Raw genomic sequence first — 20,499 nt, 5'->3', positions numbered from 1 at the left:
ATAGGAGATAGGATTATTATGACTAATCGCGTTGAGATAAAGGGAGGAAATTGGCCTGAAGAAAAAATAAACCTTTCGATAAGACAAACCCCAAAGGAAGGGGAGTCATTTAGTAGCTATCTGGTTCGGACAGCTAGGGCTAATTATGTCTCATACTTAGATATACGAAAGTATGCTAGACCTGATAAAACAAATAGAAAATACGTTGCTTCTACATCATGTTTTATGAATCAAGTTGACTGGCAGCCTCAATCATTTAACGTACATAAAATGGGAGCTGTTCTTGGTTTGGATATGGTTACAATTGAATGTATGACTTTTACACCGGTTATGGACAAGTACTCATCCAATTGGAAACAAGATACTATGAGAGCAACTCTTTCTTTGTGTAAGGAAATTGTTAGAGATAGACGAAGACTATGTCCTGAATGTGTCTCTGAATTAGGTTATTTTAAATTAATATGGCAAGTTCGAGAGATAAACCTTTGTAAAAAACATCTTACTCCTTTGATAAGTGAATGCACTCAATGTGGTAAAAAAATAAATTATGTATTTGAGGAAATGTGGGACCTAGAATGTCCTCATTGCAGAATGCCATTGAAGAATGAAGGTAACGGAAACGAAGACATTGATTATCATAACGAATTGAAAAAATATAAGAGGTGGAAGTTTTTATTATCTCCGACACAAGAAACAATACCAACCATAAAAGGATTGAATTTTGAACAGAGTTTGGCGTGTATTCTGTTATATCATTCTCAGGCCACAGATAGATGGGAAGGGTATAAAGCAGTAAGCTATTTAGGGAGAGATACAGCAAAGGGTTTAGCAAGTTTAATCCGTAACCCTAAGAGCACTACTGCTAATAAATCAAAAATAAATTTACAACAAATATTAAAGGTTACTCGAAAATCAGGAATAGAGTTGGAGGAACTGTATAACATTAAGGTTCCGGACCAATATGTAGATTCATTTTTATTAACTCACATGAAGCTTGATAACAATGAAGACATTTGTGGGCCATGCCTTGCACCTTGGTGTGAGTCCTATCAATCTAGCGATACAATTGAAGAACTATATAACACTTCTGTTGGAAAAAAAATAAGAAAAAAAAATATAATACATAAAAAGCTGTTTGGTTGTACTAAATGTTTTATGAGATATGGTAGAAATGGAGATAGTGAATGGACTGAGATTGATGGCAAAATTGGTGTAATATGGAGTGAAATAAAGCCTTGTATAGAGCAGGGTCTCACCACATCAGCCATATTAAAAAAAACCGGAATTCATGATATATTTTTAGACGTATATATCGGGTACATGATTCAACATAAACTAATTGATATAGATATTATCGGCTTCGTTGAACCGGTAGTGTATCCTAAAAATTTGGTTGAGTTATTCAAAAAACTAAAAATTCGTAATTTTTCTAATATTTGTACTGTACCATTCTATCATTCTGTTTTAAAAAAGTGTAAATATACACTAGGTGAAGACAGAATAGAGGTATTTTATTATGCAGCCGATAAGGAGTTGAATTATAAACAACTATTCGAAAATTGGGATAATACTATGGATAAATCTAAAAAGGTAGAATTACTGACATCACAAATTGAACATGTTATCGAATCTCTAACATGTGAAGATGAAATATCCATTGATAAGGTAGCCAGTCTGGCTGGATGTGCTAAAACTACAATTATGGATAGAGGTTTTTCAAAAATCATTAAAGAAAAGAAAGAAAAATATAAACAACATATGCTGACAAAAGAAAAAAGTCATCTTGAAAAAATGTTTCTTTCATATAAAGAAAATATCCTATTAAATAACGAGCTGCTTCATGTACAGAGGACTGTAACTCATTTAAATAGATCACATCAATATTTAAAGCGATACCATGGCGAATTGTTAATCAGAATTCAGCTGGACTCTGAAATAATTAAGTCACAACAGAAATTGGAAATTCTTAAAAGACTTGAAAGAGAAATAAGTCGTGTGGTAGCTTCTATTTATTTGTCAAGACAAAAGTTGACCATTCAGAATGTTGCAAATGAAATCGGTATAAGATATCATAGTACAGTTTTAGGCTCTCAGATTAATAAAATGATAAGGACTGAAATAAAAAAAGCACGTGAATAACAATCATGAAAATATAAACAGCGGGGATCCTTTTGATTTCCCGCTGTTTATATTTTTTTTAATTGTAATACTTCACGCAACATATTGTGGACGATCATCAGTTCTGAAGTATTAAGAGTTAGGAGTTGTGAATCTATTTTCTCTAATATTTTCGCCCTAGATTGGTCAGAAACATTCTGCTTTGTTTCGAGTAGAAGTGCTGGATTAATTCCCAACGCTTTCGCTATTTTGGTCAATGTGTCTAAGGTAATATTGATTTCTCCTCGTTCAATTCTTCCTAAGTAAGATTGATCAATCTGAAGTATTTCCCCTAGTTCTTCTTGAGTATAATTCCTTGCTCTTCTGTATTTCCTTATCATCTTTCCGACGTCGTTATTAACATTATGGGACATGTTCTTCCACCTCTCTATAAGGGTATGGAAGAACAGAGAAATTCTGAAGAGTGTCATACTACATAATTCCAATTGTAAATAGGATATATATATCCTAAAATAGTGAGAGAATATAAATAAAATAGGAGATATTATTATGACATCATTGACCCATCATCATGTAATTGAAAATGTGCTGCAGTATAAAATGCGTGGAAAGGTAGCGTATCTTGGTAATGTGTCTGCCCTTTCGGCACTACAGATCACATATGTTAAACCTTATGATCACCCTTCGGGAAAAGGATATCAAAGGCCAGTGGACAGTAAACGATGCAATGATTTTGCAATGTATTTGTCTAAAGGCGATAATGCACTATTTACTCCCATTTTATTAAATGCAGAGTCTAAATGGGAATTTAACGCGTATGATAAGTCTCGATCGTCTTTTGGACGTTTAATTTGCAAAGATAAAGCCTCACTAATGGATGGCCAACACAGACTAGGTGGAATCAAACGTTACACCCAAGACACAAGTTCCGAAATGAATGTACCATTTCTTGCTTTCCACTATTTAGATGAGGAAGAAGAGATTAATTTATTTGATATCATCAACACCAAAGCAAAAGGAATAGGAAATTCGTTAAGCAAATATCTTCACCGGAATACGGATGATAATAGTTGGATAGCAACAGAACTTATAACAAGAGGTGATAGCCCGTTTCATTTTATTAGCACATTAACGGGTAAAAGAAGTGCTGGACGTCATGTTACTTTGCAAAATCTCTATAAGATCATTGAGATATTAACAAAGCCAGAACAAGTATCCATTTTGTCCAAAAATGAAAAGCTGATACTGGCTTTAATTTACTTCAATACCTTGAAGGAACAATTCAATAAAGAATGGCTCGACTACAAGAGTTACCGTATAACTCATATTGTATGTTTGAACGCTTTAGCTATTGTTGGAGCTCATATACTCGAGAATGCTGTAGGAAATAAAAGAAAACAAATTGACTATAAATTAATTGAAAAAAATGTGAAGAAAATCAAAAATATTGATTGGTCTACAGAAGGGGCGCTTAAATACATTAAGGCCATGAGTGGATCAAAGACATTGGCAAGTGATTTAATGAATCAATTGTTTGTCTCCAAGGTTAATTAAACTCAATTAAATGGGTGACGAGGATGCTCACAGTTCGCGTTAAAATCCAGGAAGATGAGTCACTAACGGGCTTTTTAAGACGACTATCTAGCTATAACGGTATCAGTATCCAGACCCTGTGGAATCTTGTGAAATCCGATAACTGGAAGAGAACGCATATACAATACCTGCATTTAATCGATTATTCTCCGACTACGACGGTTAACATGCAGCTGCTTCAAGAGATGTCTGAAATTCCGTCTGACAGACTATTACATGCAACGTTTTACTATGCATTAAATAAGTTTGGCCACAGTGATAGAATATCGCATGCTCGTTTTTTAAAAGGGGTTATCCGAACAAGGATGTTTTATTGTCCTTACTGCTTGAGAGAGAAACCTTTTTTTCGATTAAAGTGGAAAGTTAATGGAATAAAATATTGTTTGCAACATCAGTGTTACTTATTGGATTACTGTTTACAATGTGGTGAACATATTGATTTGAAGCGAATCGAAATCATTAACTATTGCCCCAATTGCCTTACAAATCTTGCGAATTTCAATACTAAAGCTGAAACTAATAGAGAGGTAGTAGCACAAAATTGGTTGCATAGCTCCTGGGATATGCTGCTCGCTAATAATACAAAGCATCGTCTTGGTCCGTCTGAGGCAGCCCTTAGACTTATATATTTTCTGAATAACGAGAAAAATCAGTATATGTACTCGAGCTTAAATCAAGTCTGTAGAAGGGAGGGGATTAATTTACAAAGTATCCTTCAGTACGCTAGAAACACACTTAAGGAAGAACGAATGATCCATATTACTCATCTGTTGAAAATATTGTATTTAAGAGATAAAACGCCAATAGATTTATTTGATATTCATCCACCAGAAGAGTTTTTATATCACGTTTTGTATAAGCCAGAAAATCAATTGGATTTACATTGCATTGCGCCTTGGTGCTCAAGTTATAAAAAGAAGAGTACTTTAAAAAGGACTGGTACCAAGCGTAAGATCAAGAAGAATGGGGAGATGCATTGTGATTATCAAACGTGTATGGAATGTGGGTGTGAATATTATTGGAACGAAAAAGATGAACAAATAGATAAAAGACAATACATCCAATGCTATCCATTCATATTGAGTAATGCTACTCTAATTGAACTTATGGAAAAGACACAATTATCCGAAACAAAGTGTCGGCATATAATGGCGTATTTTAAAACCCGACTGGATCAATTTGGGGTATATAATCTAAATGTTCAAAATTTGCGTAGATTAAAAACCGCAGTGTATAGAGACCTTCGAATGTCTGAAATACGATCATGGAACTGCTGGGACAATGAGGATCATTTTCTGGAGTATTGGTATCATCAAGACATTATTTCAGAGAAGCTATTTTTTCAGAAGAAAGTCAGCGAACGAATACCAAGAGAAAAGATACTAACTCAGATAAAGGAAATATGTAAGACATATATTGAAGCAAATATGGATATAAGTTTGAAAAACGTCGCTAAAGAAGTAGGAGTCTCCACAAACACAATAAGTGATTGGCAGGTTGCTCAAGATTACATCAAAGAGATGAAAAGGCATCAAAGAGAAGGCAGGCTCAATATAAGAAAAGAACAATTATATAATCAAGTGAACGAGTTTATAGACAACTTTACCGGTAGAAAATTGCATAGTAAAGATATTTATGAGCATATTCAAGTCAAACAAAGTTTTCTAACTACAGCAGCTCCTGATTTAGTCAAATATATCACTGGACGTAGGAAAGAATACAATCGACAGATGTACGATGTAAAGAATTTTTAAGGAATGAGTAAAGCAGATGACAAAATCCATAAAAATTATGCGTAACATAATCCGATGTAACACTTGTTGGACTGTTATTGAATCAATTCATGTACATCAATTAGTAAAATGTGAATGTGGAATTGTTGGGGTTGATGGTGGGCATGAATACCTGCGACGTATAGGTTCAATTGAAGATTATGAAGAGTTGTCTGAATGGGTATGTAGCCAAACATAATCAGAATATGAGGTTGGATCATGAAATTCGAAATCACAGAGAAAATTGAACAAAAAATCAGGGAATGGGACTCATGTGAGAGTACCGATGTATCGGGTGCTAGATTGGCATATACATTTATCCCCTCTGGCTTCGGATTAGTTATAGAGGTGAATTGTGATGTCTGTAAGAGGAAATTGAGCCTGACAGAAGGTTGGGGATAGAGGGCTTAAATATTCTGTGGAGGAGCAAAAGCGAGCATCAAGAAAAATAATACGTATTAGAAGATCTCTGGCAAACTTATGTCAGAGATCTTTTGTTATAATTGGAGATATCAGCTTAATAATAAGCGATTTCCGTTTTTATGGGACAACAGAGACATACAATGGTGCCAACAAGTGACCTTTCTTAAATTAAAATCATTTATGAGCCTGCAATTCGTAATCCTTCCACGTTATTAAAATTCGACCGGGACACTACTTTGGCGAGTGCTGAAAAGCATTAACTGATCACCAGAAAAAAAAGGACTGGCTTCATTCATGAACTGTTTAGCCTGAGGTTTGCATACACACCCTAAAGGTTAGTGCAGTGGACAACCCCTTTTGGAGATGAAGTCTTATGGATCTTATTGCTCACAATGGTAGTGTTGCTCTTGGTAGCCCCATCCCGGATGACCTAGGAGAGATCGAACTTATCGATCATCGGAACATTTTCCATCTTAAACAGTCAGTCTATGTTCTTGGAATGATGGGTGGAAATTGTAGTTAGGCGAATAAAGGATTTGGTTTTGGAGACAGTGCTAAATGTCTCATATTGTGACGAGGTAGCTAATGATATAGTAAATAGACAGTAATCACATTAATTCATACTTGTATTTACTGGATTTCCGCTACTTCGTGAAAGAACGTTATATAGCGCCCTTGACTGGATATCATGGTTGCTATGATAGTGATTTTTTAAAGCTGACAAAAAATTTGAATTTAGCGATAAACACAATACAAATTTCTACGTCCCTATTTAAAATAGATTAGGTGGTTGAGAATGAATAAATATAATTTTCAAAAGTTAACACCTGTAAAAAATGTAGACATGAAAATTTACGAAGAAGCTCTAGACTTTGTTTTCACTGAGGATGATTTGAAAAACATTGCTATTACCGGAGCGTATAGCGCCGGTAAAAGTAGTATTATTGAAACCTACAAAGATTCCAATCCTAATAAATCGTTTCTTAATATTTCTCTAGCTCACTTTGAATCAATAGAATCAGCTACTCTTCAACACAATGAGGAAAATCAACAAAAAAGTGACTCTTCATTTAAAGACACAACCTTGGAAGGTAAAATTCTTAATCAGTTAATTCATCAAATAGACCCTAAACGAATCCCTCAAACTCATTTTAAGGTAAAAAAACATATTTCCAGACAAAAATTATTTAAAGGTTCTCTTTTAACAACAATCATTTTATTCCTTGCTATCTACATATGGAAGTTTAACAATTGGCGTTTGTTTGTAACGAATAGTCAAGATGTATGGATAAAACAGTATTTAACCTTCACTACACTTGATACTACATTTATTCTTGGAGGAATTGCTCTGAGTGCTGCTCTGGCATTTACAATATATCAAATCATAAAAATGTTTAGTTTCAATAGAGTTTTTTTTAGGAAGTTAAAATTTCAGGGAAATGAAATTGAAATATTTGAGCATACAAATGAATCATATTTTGACAAGTATCTGAATGAAGTTTTATATCTCTTTGAAAATGCTGATGCAGAAGCTATTATTTTTGAGGATATGGATAGGTTTGAAAGTACACGAATATTCGAAAAACTTCGGGAAATAAATGCTCTTATTAATCGAAAGTCAGCAAGAACAATCCGATTTTTATATTTGCTTAAGGATGATACATTTACTTCAAAAGACCGCACCAAATTTTTTGACTTTATTATTCCTGTCGTTCCGATTGTGGATGGTTCAAACTCATATGATCTATTTATTGAACACTTTAAAAAAGGTCGTATAATAGATCAATTTGATGAATATTTCCTTAAAGGTCTCTCACTTTACATTGATGATATGCGTCTTCTTAAGAATATTTATAATGAATATATAATCTATCATGAGCGTATCCAGTCTACAGAATTGAAATCTGATCGGTTGCTTGCGATTATAGCATATAAGAATATTTTCCCTCACGATTTTAGTGAACTACAGTTGGGGCGAGGATTTGTCTTTAATATTTTTGAAAAAAAGGCTGATTTTATCAAGGAAGAGAAGGAAGAACTGAATAAAGAAATTACAGAATTGAAGAATTTCTTAGATGCTGCCGAGAAGGAATACTTGGAGGATATTGATGAATTAGATGCCATATTCTTTGTTTCTCAACATCATCTACGGGTAAATGGAAGAACAGTTAGTGACTATAAAACTCAAGGACATTTTCTTAAAGCATTGAAGGAAAATAGCGGAAATGTTACCGCCTATTATAATAATGGGGGATGGTATCAGTATGATTTTGATACAGAGTATCAAAAGATGCTAGAAAATAAGGATTATCAAAATCGAAAAAAAATCATTGATGCTAAGACAGTAACAGTCAAAGAGAAAATCAAAGAAAAGATATTAGAACTGCAGCGAAACATTAATGTGTTAGAAAATAAAAAGTTGTGTGAGATAATCTCCAAGGTGAACACGGATAAAATTTTTAGCGTTTGTTATATTAATGAAATTGATGAGATTACAGATTTTAATAGTATTAAGTCAAGTCCATATTTCAAATTAATAAAGTACCTAGTAAGAAATGGGCACGTCGATGAGTCATACTCAGATTATATGACTTACTTTTATGAACACAGCCTTAGTAGAGAAGATAAAATATTTCTGCGAAGTGTGGCGGACGTCGATTCTAAGGAATATTCATATAAGTTGAAAAATCCAAGTTTAGTTATTTCTAGACTAAGAGATATTGATCTAGAACATGAGGAAACCCTCAATTTTGACCTTTTAGCATACTTATTGCAATCAAATCATCAGAAACTACCTATATTTTTAAAGCAGATAAAAGAAAGACTTAAATATGATTTTGTGACTGATTTTTGGTCTACAAAGGAAGAAGCAAACTTGTTGATTAAAGCAATTAATCATTCATGGAGTGGTTTCGCTAAAGGATTAATTAATTTATCAGACTATCCAAACAAGGAAAAACATAAATATATTATTAAAAGTTTTCACTTTTCTTCTGAAGAGGACTTAAGGAATCAAAACAGCGAAAACTGTATAACTGAATATATTTCCTATCGAAAAAATTTCTTGGATATTGATAAACCAGATATCATGAAAATTATTAATTCATTTGAATTGCTTGGAGTAAAGTTTGAACAAATTGAATATGAGACTGCTAATAAAACATTATTTTTAGAAGTCTATAAAAATTCGTACTATCAAATAAATTACTATATGCTTTCACTTATATTAAATGAAATTTATAAAATGGAAGAGACACGGGACTTCAAACATAAAAATTTCACTCTTATAACTTCAAGGCCTCAAGAACCAGTAGTATCATATATAAAAAGTAATATAAATGTATATATGCAGAAGGTTCTTGAATTTTGCAATGGTGAGATAGCTGATGATGAAGCAGCAGTTATTGAAATACTTAATAATTCTCTTATTAATGATGATTATAAGTTAGTTTATCTAGATTATCTTAAAAGTACTATTCGTGAATTAACCTCTATTCATAATTCTGAATTTTGGAGGATTCTAACTGAAAAAGAAATAGTAATTTATTCAGAATACAATATTCTTTGTTATTATTTTAAATTAACTCAAAAAATGGATAGAACATTAGTAAGCTTTATTAACAACAATGACATTGAGTTGTCGTTTTCAGAGGAAATATATAATCGTGTTGGGGATGGTCAAGTTGAATCCTTGTTGGAGGATATTATTCAGTGTAACGAGATGCTAGACAGTAAGTACGATATGTTTATTAAAGGCTTCAATAGAAGTGATGAGGCATTTATTTACGAAGAGATCTCTGCTTCTAAAATGCGAATCCTTATAACCCGTGGAATTATCCAAATGAATGATACAAATTTGCGATTTATTAGAGGAAATTATTCAGAAAATTTAGTATTCTTCATTATATCTAATATAGATACCTATACAAATGAAGTTATAAGTGAAGATAACTTTGATTTTTCGGAGCTTACAAACATATTGGAAGAAAATATTGAGGATACTTATAAACTTAGTTTGTTAGAATACTGTAATCAACCTATATCGATAATTGGTAAGAATCAGTATTCTGATTCGTTAAAATCTTATATTATTCAGAATAACTTCCAAACAAATGATCTTCCCAAGTTGATTGTGGAGTATAATAGGGTAAATGAAGGATTAAAACATGATATATTTAGCGTCTGTATCGAACATTCTGATCTTATACTAAGTGAAAAATGTGAAATCCCATTTCCACTTTTAATATTAATATTTGAGTCAACTGAAGAAGGACGAGAACGAAAGCTGGAATTGTTTGCTTCTCAGTTTATGAAGTTGCGTCTTGTTCAGGTGCAACAATGCTTGCAACAGTTAGAGCTAACATCATTTAGTGATCTATTTCAAAGGAAGAGACCAAAGATAGAGATAACTCCTATTAATACACAACTATTAGAAGCATTTAAACAAAGAAATTGGATTATTGACTTTAAGATCGATGAGAACGATTCAACTATGTATCGTACTGCAGGAAGAACAAAAATTCCAGAAAGCTAACAAAATTAATCCTAGCTAATGAAGATAGCTTAGCTTCTGGTGTAATAAAAAGATGGGGTAATGACAGATCATAGTCTAGTATCTGATTACGAATTATTAACTGATTATAAGATAAAACTGATAAAATTCGAATATGGTAAATCGATAAAAGTAACCTAAGAATGATAATGAGTCGCTTATTTATGAGTAGAACCACATGTGAGTATATAACTCCTATGTGGTTCTTTTTTCGACAATACATAGTTCATAATGGTAGGTTTTATATAGAAAATAACAAAGATATGACTAAAGCGCAGTACATTAAATTCGGTCGTATCTTTATGTTGGACGAAAAGAATATATAGACATTAATAGCCGAATTCTATAGGTAGCCTGTTAAGCTAACGGGCAGTTTTGCTGAATATTATCACATCCCCTTTGCAACATAATCCTAGTCCCCAAACGTCAATAACTATTGAAAGGGGGATAAATAGTGGAAAAAATAATGATTACACTGATAGCAGTATGCTTTATTCTAACAGGATGCTTCTCTATTCAAACTGAGAATCAATCGAATTTAAAGAAGGAAAATGAGAGTATTCCGTCTGAAAGGGAAAACAAGCTTATTTTGGAATTAGTGACAGCCACTTTGCAAGCTGCGGGAATCGAGATGTTTGAAGAAAAATTGGAAAATGACTGGGTCTTGAATAATGTGATGCCAAATCGGTTCTCTGTAAGCCGACCAGATGTCAAAGAAGCCTATAAGGAGTACATCTCAATTTATGTTTATAAGTCGGAAAAAGCCCGTATAGAAGGATTTAATGATTTCAACAAACAAAAAGAAAAGTATGATATGTCGATTCCAAACATTTACCAACACAAAAATGTTCTTTTACTTTATTGGTATAATGAAACCGTTGACAATGCGGAAAATGCGAAGTTTAATAAACAAATTGAAATGGCAATTCAAAAAATGTAAATTATTGAACTAACGGGAAACGATAGCTCAATAAGAACGTTAGTTCAATCAAGATAGGGAGGCAGCCGGTAAAATTATCGGCTGCTTTTTCGTTAAGACAACGGGCAGATTAGCGTAGCTTGGATCAACATAAAACGAAAAGTTGACGCAAACTCCGTGTGGCAGTGTTCAAGTTGACTTGGAGGAATTAAGGGTAGGTAGCTATATCACCCAAATTAAACCATTTTAGTATATTTTATGATTCTACATCTTATTTCTAGGTTAAATATAGATGACTTAATAAATACCCTCTGTGGCATAAAACTAATTTTGCACAATCATGGATCTGAAGGGAGGTCATTTTGTAAAATTGCCGCCAGTTAGCAGTAGTTTTTAAATATCAATGAGAGGATGGTTTGCTTTGAAAAAATGGTTTCTTTCTATAACAATCGCTGCTTTAATAACAACAACATTCACCACGATTCATTCAGACTACCACTCCCCTAATCCTACAGCTTTTTTTAGTGAATCAATTAATACTGTGAGCCTTTCTTTAGACCAGATGATTGCTAAAAGATCTGAATTTGGATTTTCCACTGACGAATCACAAGTTACATCTCTCATGAGCCAACAATACCTCTCAAAAGAATTTGGATTTTATCTAACTCCAACAGAAGAGCAAGAATTAATAAATAGAATACAAGAACAAGATGTTAAGACTGATGAAATCAGAAACCTATACAGCCTCGACGAAAACTATTTAGGAATGTATATAGACCAAGCTTCAGGAGGTACAATTAATATAGGATTCAAGGAAAATACAACTTCTATGTTGGAGGCTAGTTCCATTAATAGCTTTCTGCCAATTAAAACTTTTGAAGCTGAGTATTCTGAAAAAGAAATGGAGGATGCAGCCAATCTCCTAAGCAGCAATCTTTCAATAGTAACTGAATTAATCCCAAGCCTTCTTTATATTAATGTTGACTTTATTAATCAAGAAATTCAAATAGGTACTAAAGAGGAAGTTAATGATGCCGATGGTTTAATAGTCCAAAAAATCAGTGAGATAACTAGACAAAATAAAAACCTATTTAAAATAGTTACAGACCCAACTTCAAAGACAGAGGATAATTTACGTACGGATCGCATTAGACCCTTACAGGGGGGATTAACTATTGATTCGGCACCATCTACAGCTGGAAATTGTTCAACAGGTTATTCTGCCTTAGATTCTTCAGGTAACCCGTATATTATGACTGCAGCACATTGTTGGTATAAACAACCGGGTACAGGAATATATCAGTCCGATGCGTATATTGGTACCTTTAGTAGTATAGCCCATTATGGGAATAACGTAGATGCTGCGGCGATACGTGTTAGTTCAACCAATCTTCTAAGTAATCAAGTCTACAACGAAACCACAAGGTTAACAGCTCTGCAAGTTCCAGGTAATGATGTTATAGGTGAGGTCGTGTGTATCTCAGGACGAAATAGAGGAGAAACCAACCCATGTGGTACTCTGCAGGGTAAGAGCGCTAGTGCATTTTGGGAAATAATGGATAACGGAGTCTTAACAAAAGTATGGTTTGATAACTTAAGGGCTGCAACATATCCTACTTCTGGAGGGGACAGTGGTGGTACAATTTTTCGAGGRAACACTTTAAAAGGCATTAACAAAGGTACCCTTCCCGCCAATGGCTTTGTATATTCTGTTTACAGCCATGTAGGAAATGTAACAAATCGATTAGGACTAACTCCCGTTACTTGGTAAAATATCATTTTTCTTGCAACATATTCCCACACCCAGACGTCTAAAGTATTAAGAACATAATATTTAACTAAGTGGGGGGGAACAATTGTTATGAATTTTAAAAAAATTATAATCACCTGTCTTATTATAATTTGTAGTGCGGGTTGTGGAAATATTGAGCAAACAAGCAACCCTGAAAATAACTCTAAAGTTATAGAGGGGGATGAAGTGAAGGTTACTCCTGACATTAGTGGATATATCGTTGATATTTCAGATAATAGAATCCTAGTAGTAGGTGGAGAAATAGTTGAAGAGGATCTGAATAAACTAAGCATTAATGAAATATTGACAAAAGCTTCACCAGACGCGACTTGGTTAATTATACCTGAAGGTCAAAAGTTAGACGACTACTCGGTCGGTAATCAAGTTGATGTATGGACTACTGGGAAGATCGATACTTCTTATCCGGCTCAAGGTAAAGCAACTAAAATTGTAATTGAATCAGAATAACTGTTATGAAATTGAGCTATCATAAAATCGTGTCACAAACAATGAAAGGAGGCACCCATTTCAAATCTCACCACTGACACTGACTGTCCCGTTTGTAAGCAAGCATATCAATTAGTATCATGCATTCGTTATACTCAATAGAAAAAGAGCTTCAACCTTTCATTAAGATCACAGTAACACTAGTGAGGACTGTCGCAAAAATTAAATTCAAAAAGTAGAAGTAATCCACCCCAATCCTGAGAAGTTGATTCTATATCAACAGAGAATATCTTGAACTTATTCAATATATCCATACACTTGGAGCGGTTCGAGTAATTAAATCTAGTATCGACCTTCTAAAAAATGCGCCCCAGCCCAAGATCATTAATATTTCCTCACGTTTAGGGTCGATAAGTAAGAGCGCGAATGGAGATTTTGAAGGTGGTTATTCTTACGCTGCTGCTTACCTGTCGGGGGACAAGATCATGTTCCCATTGAAAGTCGCTAATTTAGCGGCTTTTTTGTTTTATCGGTACAAGTTCTTGTCCCGAGTCGAGGATAAGAACTTGTACCGATTGCCGATTAGATAAGTATCTAACTATGTTTCCATGCAATCTCATTAAGCTAACGGGCAGTTTAGCTTAACAATGTTGTAAGTTCCAGGATTGTTTTAACAGGGTTATATAATTCAATGCAGAATTAATATTTAGATACATTTCGAGCAAAGGGGAAGATAAAGAAATGATATATCGAAGAAAGTCATACAAAATTGATTCAAAAAGAATAGATGAATTTAATCATTTATTTAATGAATATCTTTTACCTACACAACTCAAATATGGGGCTAGTTTAGTTGGTCGGTGGATGACGGAAGAAATCGAAGGTGTTATTGAAGTCTTTGCGATTTGGGAATATAAGAGTCTCGAGGAATATCAAAATATAGAAAACCAGGTTAAAGGTGATGAAGAGCATGTTAAACGCGTACGGAATCAACATGAGGAATTAAGAATACGCGGAGAAAACCTCTTAAAAGAAGCACCAAAAGAAGACTTTTTATTGAGTACAGTACCTAGGAATAAAACGATACTATCTAATTTTTCATAAAAAACAATTCAACTAACGGGAAACGTTAGTTCAATAAAGATAAAGAGGCAGCCGGTCATATCGTTCGTCTGCCCTTTAATTCAACTAACGGGCATGGGAAGGTAGGGGGTGTAAATATGTTTAAGTTTATATTAGGAGTGGGAGTTTACCGGGAAGCATTTCGCGGTAGTTCATCCCTACATCCGAGAGCATCGAAGGTACTTCGTGAGGAACTCACCCGGTTAAAGCGTCGAGAACTTAATTGTAAGCTGACCATGACAGAAAAGGAAGTGCTACAATTAATCTGCCTAGGTCATTCCCAACCCAAGCTGATCCAACTGATGGGTATTTCACCAAATACGATGAAGACGCACGTTCGTCATATTAGTAAAAAGCTTTTTTGTCGAGGGACAAGAACTTGATCCCATAGAAAATCGCTAATTTAGCGGCTTTTTTGTTTTATCGGTACAAGTTCTTGTCCCGAGTCGAGGACAAGAACTTGTACCGATTGCCGTAATGGACAAGAACATAGTCCGATTACCGATTATATAAACTATTTTTCCATACAATTTCATTAAGCTAATGGGCAGGATAGTTTAATGATCGGGGCTATAAGGCTGTACTAGATAGTACAATGTATAGTGTACTGTTGAGCTATGAGAGACCATAACAAAACCACCTTTTCGAAGGTGGTTTTGTTATGGTCAAATAATAGTATCAAAATTTAGCATAGCCTAGATTTTAAATATTGCACCCACATCCCGTGCAGCTCAGCTTCCGATACTTGAAATGCGCCTTGAAAATCAGTGGCATCGCGTATGAATTTGTTGAGGGCATCTAAACTGTATGAATGGATGAGATATTCTACGAGCAAGTGAGAGAATCCATATCCCCCTATCTTCTCGAAATCCCAGGTATCATTAGTTAATGCTTGAAAGCTAGGGACAGCGTTATTTTGAATCGATTCGGAGGTGCTATACTGGATATATTCTTGTGACATTTGTTTGGCTTCATGCCCGCCGAGACCGTGTGTAAGCCATTTCGGTGCCAACGGATTAATATCCTTCACTAACCACATCGTAAACAAGCTTATAGTGTGCCGTAGTACCGATTGATACGTATGTTCAGGGCCTGGGTTGAGTGGGGATACGATTTTAATTTTATTGTCTTCATAGGTTCCCATAAACCAATTGGGCGCATCCGGCTCGTTTATTGCTTGATGAAAAGTGGGCAGATCCGGATAGATCTCAATAGCGATTTTCTGAGAAGGTCGATGACGATAGGTTGTAATAATTCGATCTACATTGCTTTTCAACTCTTCAAATAAGTCATGGTATACCTTGTTCATACCATCATTCTTGGAGGGAGCTTCGCTTTTATCCACAATTGATATCAATTCTTTAATAGACATGATTGTAATGTCACCCCATTCTTTTAATTCTTTTTTTAGTTTGTTTAAGGCACGATAGAGTCTGTTCTTGACTGCGCTTTCAGGCATCCCGATGATTTTGGATATTTCCAATAAAGTGCAATCGACGAAAAAACGCAATGATATGATTTGCTGATCTAATTCATTCAATCGGGCTAATGCAGCACTAATATCAAGACGGATATCGACATCTCTAGCAATATCGAGGGATATCGATTGGGACTGAAAATCGATTACTTCGTGCACCATTTCTTTATTTCGTGACCTCGTACGATACTCGTTTTTCACAATATTTTGCGCGATTTTGAATAGCCAAGTAAATATATTGGAGTTACCCTTAAACAAGTGAAAGTTTTCCATTGCTTTTAAAAAAGCTTGTTGCGTTAAGTCATCGGCAGTTGCCGAATTTGTCTTTACTGCAATATAATTTCGAATTCTATCTCGATATTGATTATAAATGGCTTCGAAATGCTGGATGTGCTCCTGCTCCTCCGGAAGAACAGGGATTTTCTTTTTGTCTTGAGCTCGTGACACCAGTAGTACCTCCTCCTGAACTTACAATTCATTAGACACCGAAGGGAGGTAAAAAGCCACATCATTTTAAAATAATTTTACACGACGCCACTCCACTTTTTTTAAACCCCGAAAAAGCAAAGCGTAAAGGCAATTCAGCTATGTGGTATTAAGTGAGGATTACCAATGGAGAAAGAGATTCAGGAGCTTAAAAAACGTATTGGCTTTCTGGAAAAGCAAGTTCAGAACAAACAACTTCAGTCATCTAATATATTGAGGTTGAGCTTAACTTTTATAACAGTACTCGTGACTTTGCTCATCTTGATTGGAATCTTTCAATTTATAACCCCCCAACCAATTGAACTAACGGGAAACTATGGTTTAATTAATAAAGCTGCAGCAGATCGGAGGATCGACTGCAGCTTTTGTTGAAGTAAAGGACAGGATAGATTGATTTTTGTTCATCTGAACTAACGGGAACGTTAGATCAATAAAGACAAGAAGGCAGCCGGCCAATGTGATCGGCTGCTCTTTCGTTAAGCTAACGTGCAGTTTACTCTAGAAATTAGAGGTAACGTAATGGGGTTGAACGAACTAATAAATGAGGTGTAAAAGTAAATGGTAAACCAACTGGGGGCACTTATATGTCGAGAATAAAATATCTGCATGAAACAAACAGGAATATAATTATTACGGGTATTCCAAGGTCAGGGAAATCTACAGTAGCATTCGAAATAAGTAAAAAACTTAACTACAGTTTAGTACAGCTTGACCCTATTGTAGAAGCAATGAAGAAAGCTTTTCCTAACATCAAATTAGAAAAGAACCCCGTAGGTATATTGGAGTATAATGAATTCAATCCATTTCTAATAGAATATCTAAAAGAACTGAATGATGATGTCCCAAGAAAAAAGGGCATAAACTATGTCATCGAGGGCAGCGATTTAGACCTAAATGAATATTTCAAGCATTTTAGTAAAGATGATTTCATTGTGGTCGGAATATGTTATCCAAACAGAAACGAAGAAGAAATTTACGCAAACATGAAGAAATACGACAACATTTTAGATTGGAGTTATTATCTTAGCGATATTGAACTGCGCAATTATGCTGAGGCATTGTATAGGAGAAATAAAGAATTGGAGGGATTACTAAAGAAGTACAACATCACTTATTATGATGTTTCACGAGACAGGAACAGTGTTTTACAGCAAATAGAAAGTGATATGATTTCATTTGTTAAAGGTACAAACTCTAACCTTCTTTAAGCTATCGGGATACAATAGTGCAATGATACAACGAAAGCAGCAGATCAATGTGATCAGCTGCTTCTATTCAACTAAGTGGCAGGATAGTGTGGCAATGGTCAACTGCCTTTAGCGGCTTAATCACCTTGCTTTCGGAGCAAATAATTCATGGATATTTCCTTCTGGGTCAGCAAAGAATGCAGTTCTATGGCTCCAAGGCATATCCGAAGGAGCTTTGATAGGAGTAGCCCCTTTTGAGATGATTTCTGCATAAACTCTATCCAATTCATCTGCCGAATCAACTGGAAATGCCAGTTCAAAACCTTGTCCACTTTTTCGTTCTTTGTAATCTTTGTGTTCAGTGATTTGATACATTATTTCACGAGAACATATCGCAAATCTTACACCTTTATTTTCTAACCCATAGTAATGATCTGATTCTGAATCGATACGAAAACCAAGTGCGTCTCGATAAAACCTCCCCATTTTTGATACATCGTCTGCCAAAACTGTAATCAGGTCGATTCTTGGCTCCATTTTTCTCAACACCTACTTTCAATTAATTATTAAGCATTTTACCATATTATTGTATTAAGCTATCGGGATACGATAGGTCAATAATGACAAAAAAGCTGCCGGCCAGAGTTAGCGGCTGTTTAGCTATAGAAAACTCACTTCCTCTTATCCATTTAATAAAAAATAATAAGCAGGGCATAATACACCAAATTAAATTGTTACATTCACGAACCTAAGAATTGGAGTGTGCCCTATGCTTAAGAAAAGACATATTACTCTTGTACTATTGGGCTTGTTAACATTGTTAACCGCATTTAGCAAACAAGACCCCCTTGTTATAAGTGATGTTGAAATCAATGTAATGAAGATAGCTGGTATTCTTCGGTATGATATCGTCTTAAAGAAAACCGCAGAATTTAAATTAGACGATTTCAATGAGATTAATAATTCTCCAGGCCATCATGTGTTTAACGAAGGATTGAATTTTGCTGTTAGGCCCAACAATAATTTAGCATCACTGATGGAATTGGAATCAAATAAAAAATATGTAAAAATGCAACTTCGTGGTGGCGGTAGTTCAGGAAATTTTGACACAGAAGGAAAGACTACACTTAATCTTGAGTATTCGATAAAGAAGGATGTGGATATTGATGAAGTGCGAAAATCTGCGCTTGATTCTACATTACTTGTACTTATGGGAAACAAGGTTATTGCTGAGATTCCTTTAATCAAAGTGAAGTGATTTTGGATACTCTCCAGAAGACGGCAGCTCATTAAAGACTAGAAGACAGCCTGTTAATGATGAATAAGCACGAAAGCAGCCGACAGAAACAATGGCTGCTCTTTTTATTTAATCTAACGAACAGGATTGCACGCACAAGTAAATATTAACCGAGAATTGAAAAGCGTCATTGCTCAATTTAAAGGCAGAAATATGTAAATTGTCAGTAGTTAATTAGATACGACGCATATATTAGAATAATGATTTGAATTAAGGAGGGTGTTATATGCAACCTCAAATACCTAAAAATCCTGTAGTCCCTGAATTAACTGAAGTACAGATAACAGAATTAACTGATATCGTTTTCTTATCTAAGGAAATATTACCTTGCGATGCTATTTTTGTTTTTGGAGGTACTCATCCGGGGCATTGGGAAGCCGCGATTGACGCTTATAAAAGAGGCTTGGGAAGAACTATTATTGTGACAGGAGGAGTCAGCCCTACAGGAATCAAGCATGAGAATTGGGTAGATAAAACTGTACCAGAAGCGCATGTCATTGTTAATAAACTAACTGAGGCAGGTATTCCTTTAAATGTAATCGTGTACGAAGATCGCTCAAGGAACACGTTAGAGAATGTTTTATTCGCTAAAGAAGTATTTAACTTCGACGCTATCGAGTCACTTCTAATTGTATGCAAATCTCATGGTGCAGGCAGACAATATCGTACATTAGCGAAGCATTTGCCCCCCAAAATTAATTATTTTTCATATGGCTTTGATTCAAGTTATAATGGCCAAACGATAAACAGAGAAAACTGGATGCATAGTTCAATAGGTCGCTCGAGAGTGTTTGGAGAGTATTTGAGAATCTGTTTTTACGGTGACCGTGGAGACATACTTCGCTTAAATAAGAAAGTGGAGGGACTCACTTAAAATATGGATGATTGATTTATTTTATTTATGCGACAGCGGTAGTAGATTAGTCCGATGTTGGCCAGATCAACATGATTTCAACTTATAATGTCGAGGGACATGTCGGGCGACAAGATCATGGTCCCATTGAAAGTCGCTAATTTAGCGGCTTTTTTGTTTTATCGGGTACAAGTTCTTGTCCCGATTGCCGTAAAGGACAAGAATAAGTGCCGATTACCGATTAGATAAGTATCTAACTGGGTTTCCAACTATGTAGATGAAGTTTGTCAGATATTCGAATCAAAGGGCGGGATAGTTTGTTTTGTTGAACTAGAAGCAGACTTGGAAATTAGACTAGAGCGTAACAAAAATCCTCACAGACTTAAACACAAACCTACTAAAAGGAATATCGATTTCCTCACAGACTTAAACACAAACCTACTAAAAGGAATATCGATTTC

Annotated in this window: 17 protein-coding genes and 1 pseudogene; 15 read left to right on the top strand and 3 right to left on the bottom strand. The window is 34.8% G+C overall.

Annotated features, from left to right (window positions below):
- The first annotated feature begins 18 nt into the window (after positions 1 to 18).
- Positions 19 to 2,139 carry a TniQ family protein gene (locus tag ACPV3A_RS32700; protein ID WP_426203897.1) on the top strand — a complete coding sequence of 707 codons (2,121 nt, stop codon included), beginning with the start codon at positions 19 to 21 and terminating at the stop codon, positions 2,137 to 2,139.
- Between the two features lie 47 nt (positions 2,140 to 2,186).
- On the opposite strand, the gene ACPV3A_RS32695 is transcribed toward ACPV3A_RS32700, so the two are convergent.
- Positions 2,187 to 2,531, bottom strand: a complete 345-nt coding sequence (locus tag ACPV3A_RS32695) for a helix-turn-helix domain-containing protein (protein ID WP_426203895.1) — start codon at positions 2,529 to 2,531, stop codon at positions 2,187 to 2,189.
- A gap of 136 nt (positions 2,532 to 2,667) precedes the next feature.
- Here ACPV3A_RS32695 and ACPV3A_RS32690 point away from each other — a divergent pair, with 136 nt between their 5' ends.
- The 10 genes and pseudogenes from ACPV3A_RS32690 to ACPV3A_RS32645 all read left to right on the top strand — a co-directional run bounded on the left by ACPV3A_RS32690 (position 2,668) and on the right by ACPV3A_RS32645 (position 15,121).
- Positions 2,668 to 3,672: a DGQHR domain-containing protein gene (locus ACPV3A_RS32690; protein ID WP_426203893.1), complete on the top strand. Its 1,005-nt coding sequence runs from the start codon at positions 2,668 to 2,670 to the stop codon at positions 3,670 to 3,672.
- A 23-nt stretch (positions 3,673 to 3,695) separates the two neighbouring features.
- A pseudogene (locus ACPV3A_RS32685) lies at positions 3,696 to 4,103 on the top strand (TniQ family protein); the annotation flags it as partial.
- Between the two features lie 357 nt (positions 4,104 to 4,460).
- Positions 4,461 to 5,465 carry a hypothetical protein gene (locus tag ACPV3A_RS32680; protein WP_426203921.1) on the top strand — a complete coding sequence of 335 codons (1,005 nt, stop codon included), beginning with the start codon at positions 4,461 to 4,463 and terminating at the stop codon, positions 5,463 to 5,465.
- Positions 5,466 to 5,481: 16 nt separating this feature from the next.
- Positions 5,482 to 5,682, top strand: coding sequence for a DUF7695 domain-containing protein (locus tag ACPV3A_RS32675; protein ID WP_426203892.1), 201 nt, complete (start codon positions 5,482 to 5,484; stop codon positions 5,680 to 5,682).
- Positions 5,683 to 6,702: 1,020 nt separating this feature from the next.
- Entirely contained in the window at positions 6,703 to 10,440 is a 3,738-nt protein-coding gene (locus tag ACPV3A_RS32670) for a hypothetical protein (RefSeq protein ID WP_426203890.1), read from the top strand.
- A gap of 472 nt (positions 10,441 to 10,912) precedes the next feature.
- Positions 10,913 to 11,398 carry a hypothetical protein gene (locus tag ACPV3A_RS32665; RefSeq protein ID WP_426203888.1) on the top strand — a complete coding sequence of 162 codons (486 nt, stop codon included), beginning with the start codon at positions 10,913 to 10,915 and terminating at the stop codon, positions 11,396 to 11,398.
- A 400-nt stretch (positions 11,399 to 11,798) separates the two neighbouring features.
- On the top strand, positions 11,799 to 13,148 hold the full coding sequence (locus ACPV3A_RS32660; RefSeq protein WP_426203886.1) for a S1 family peptidase: 1,350 nt from the start codon (positions 11,799 to 11,801) through the stop codon (positions 13,146 to 13,148).
- A gap of 90 nt (positions 13,149 to 13,238) precedes the next feature.
- A complete protein-coding gene (locus tag ACPV3A_RS32655; RefSeq protein ID WP_260069426.1) occupies positions 13,239 to 13,637 on the top strand; it encodes a YobA family protein in 399 nt (132 codons plus the stop codon).
- Positions 13,638 to 14,357: 720 nt separating this feature from the next.
- Complete coding sequence (locus ACPV3A_RS32650; protein WP_098744694.1) at positions 14,358 to 14,720, top strand: NIPSNAP family protein; 363 nt, start codon at positions 14,358 to 14,360, stop codon at positions 14,718 to 14,720.
- Between the two features lie 116 nt (positions 14,721 to 14,836).
- Positions 14,837 to 15,121, top strand: coding sequence for a LuxR C-terminal-related transcriptional regulator (locus ACPV3A_RS32645; protein ID WP_426203883.1), 285 nt, complete (start codon positions 14,837 to 14,839; stop codon positions 15,119 to 15,121).
- Positions 15,122 to 15,423: 302 nt separating this feature from the next.
- Here ACPV3A_RS32645 and ACPV3A_RS32640 read toward each other — a convergent pair whose 3' ends face one another.
- Positions 15,424 to 16,662 (bottom strand): RNA polymerase sigma factor, encoded by a 1,239-nt coding sequence (locus ACPV3A_RS32640; protein WP_426203881.1) that lies wholly within the window; start codon positions 16,660 to 16,662, stop codon positions 15,424 to 15,426.
- A gap of 165 nt (positions 16,663 to 16,827) precedes the next feature.
- On the opposite strand from ACPV3A_RS32640, the gene ACPV3A_RS32635 reads away from it, so the two are divergent.
- Entirely contained in the window at positions 16,828 to 17,073 is a 246-nt protein-coding gene (locus ACPV3A_RS32635; RefSeq protein ID WP_426203879.1) for a hypothetical protein, read from the top strand.
- A 212-nt stretch (positions 17,074 to 17,285) separates the two neighbouring features.
- The gene (locus tag ACPV3A_RS32630) at positions 17,286 to 17,909 is read left to right on the top strand and encodes an AAA family ATPase (protein ID WP_426203877.1); all 624 of its coding nucleotides are present in this window, start codon (positions 17,286 to 17,288) and stop codon (positions 17,907 to 17,909) included.
- Positions 17,910 to 18,029: 120 nt separating this feature from the next.
- Here the strand turns inward: ACPV3A_RS32630 and ACPV3A_RS32625 are convergent, their stop codons facing one another.
- Positions 18,030 to 18,425, bottom strand: coding sequence for a VOC family protein (locus ACPV3A_RS32625; protein WP_426203875.1), 396 nt, complete (start codon positions 18,423 to 18,425; stop codon positions 18,030 to 18,032).
- A 232-nt stretch (positions 18,426 to 18,657) separates the two neighbouring features.
- On the opposite strand from ACPV3A_RS32625, the gene ACPV3A_RS32620 reads away from it, so the two are divergent.
- The gene (locus tag ACPV3A_RS32620) at positions 18,658 to 19,146 is read left to right on the top strand and encodes a hypothetical protein (protein ID WP_426203873.1); all 489 of its coding nucleotides are present in this window, start codon (positions 18,658 to 18,660) and stop codon (positions 19,144 to 19,146) included.
- 265 nt (positions 19,147 to 19,411) lie between these two features.
- Positions 19,412 to 20,059: a YdcF family protein gene (locus ACPV3A_RS32615; protein WP_426203871.1), complete on the top strand. Its 648-nt coding sequence runs from the start codon at positions 19,412 to 19,414 to the stop codon at positions 20,057 to 20,059.
- Positions 20,060 to 20,499 lie beyond the last annotated feature (440 nt).

This window comes from Paenibacillus sp. Dod16 (assembly GCF_049893405.1).
Lineage (GTDB): Bacteria > Bacillota > Bacilli > Paenibacillales > Paenibacillaceae > Paenibacillus_AQ.
This window is presented reverse-complemented; position numbering and strand designations above follow the sequence as displayed.

What these genes read in the sequence shown, in the direction of transcription:
- ACPV3A_RS32620 (WP_426203873.1), top strand. Translation starts at nt 18,658, where the DNA reads ATGCTTAAGAAAAGACATATTACTCTTGTACTATTGGGCTTGTTAACA.
- ACPV3A_RS32675 (WP_426203892.1), top strand. Translation starts at nt 5,482, where the DNA reads ATGACAAAATCCATAAAAATTATGCGTAACATAATCCGATGTAACACT.
- ACPV3A_RS32695 (WP_426203895.1), bottom strand. Translation starts at nt 2,531, where the DNA reads ATGTCCCATAATGTTAATAACGACGTCGGAAAGATGATAAGGAAATAC.
- ACPV3A_RS32680 (WP_426203921.1), top strand. Translation starts at nt 4,461, where the DNA reads ATGATCCATATTACTCATCTGTTGAAAATATTGTATTTAAGAGATAAA.
- ACPV3A_RS32635 (WP_426203879.1), top strand. Translation starts at nt 16,828, where the DNA reads ATGGAGAAAGAGATTCAGGAGCTTAAAAAACGTATTGGCTTTCTGGAA.
- ACPV3A_RS32670 (WP_426203890.1), top strand. Translation starts at nt 6,703, where the DNA reads ATGAATAAATATAATTTTCAAAAGTTAACACCTGTAAAAAATGTAGAC.
- ACPV3A_RS32655 (WP_260069426.1), top strand. Translation starts at nt 13,239, where the DNA reads ATGAATTTTAAAAAAATTATAATCACCTGTCTTATTATAATTTGTAGT.
- ACPV3A_RS32690 (WP_426203893.1), top strand. Translation starts at nt 2,668, where the DNA reads ATGACATCATTGACCCATCATCATGTAATTGAAAATGTGCTGCAGTAT.
- ACPV3A_RS32630 (WP_426203877.1), top strand. Translation starts at nt 17,286, where the DNA reads ATGTCGAGAATAAAATATCTGCATGAAACAAACAGGAATATAATTATT.
- ACPV3A_RS32625 (WP_426203875.1), bottom strand. Translation starts at nt 18,425, where the DNA reads ATGGAGCCAAGAATCGACCTGATTACAGTTTTGGCAGACGATGTATCA.
- ACPV3A_RS32700 (WP_426203897.1), top strand. Translation starts at nt 19, where the DNA reads ATGACTAATCGCGTTGAGATAAAGGGAGGAAATTGGCCTGAAGAAAAA.
- ACPV3A_RS32650 (WP_098744694.1), top strand. Translation starts at nt 14,358, where the DNA reads ATGATATATCGAAGAAAGTCATACAAAATTGATTCAAAAAGAATAGAT.
- ACPV3A_RS32645 (WP_426203883.1), top strand. Translation starts at nt 14,837, where the DNA reads ATGTTTAAGTTTATATTAGGAGTGGGAGTTTACCGGGAAGCATTTCGC.
- ACPV3A_RS32615 (WP_426203871.1), top strand. Translation starts at nt 19,412, where the DNA reads ATGCAACCTCAAATACCTAAAAATCCTGTAGTCCCTGAATTAACTGAA.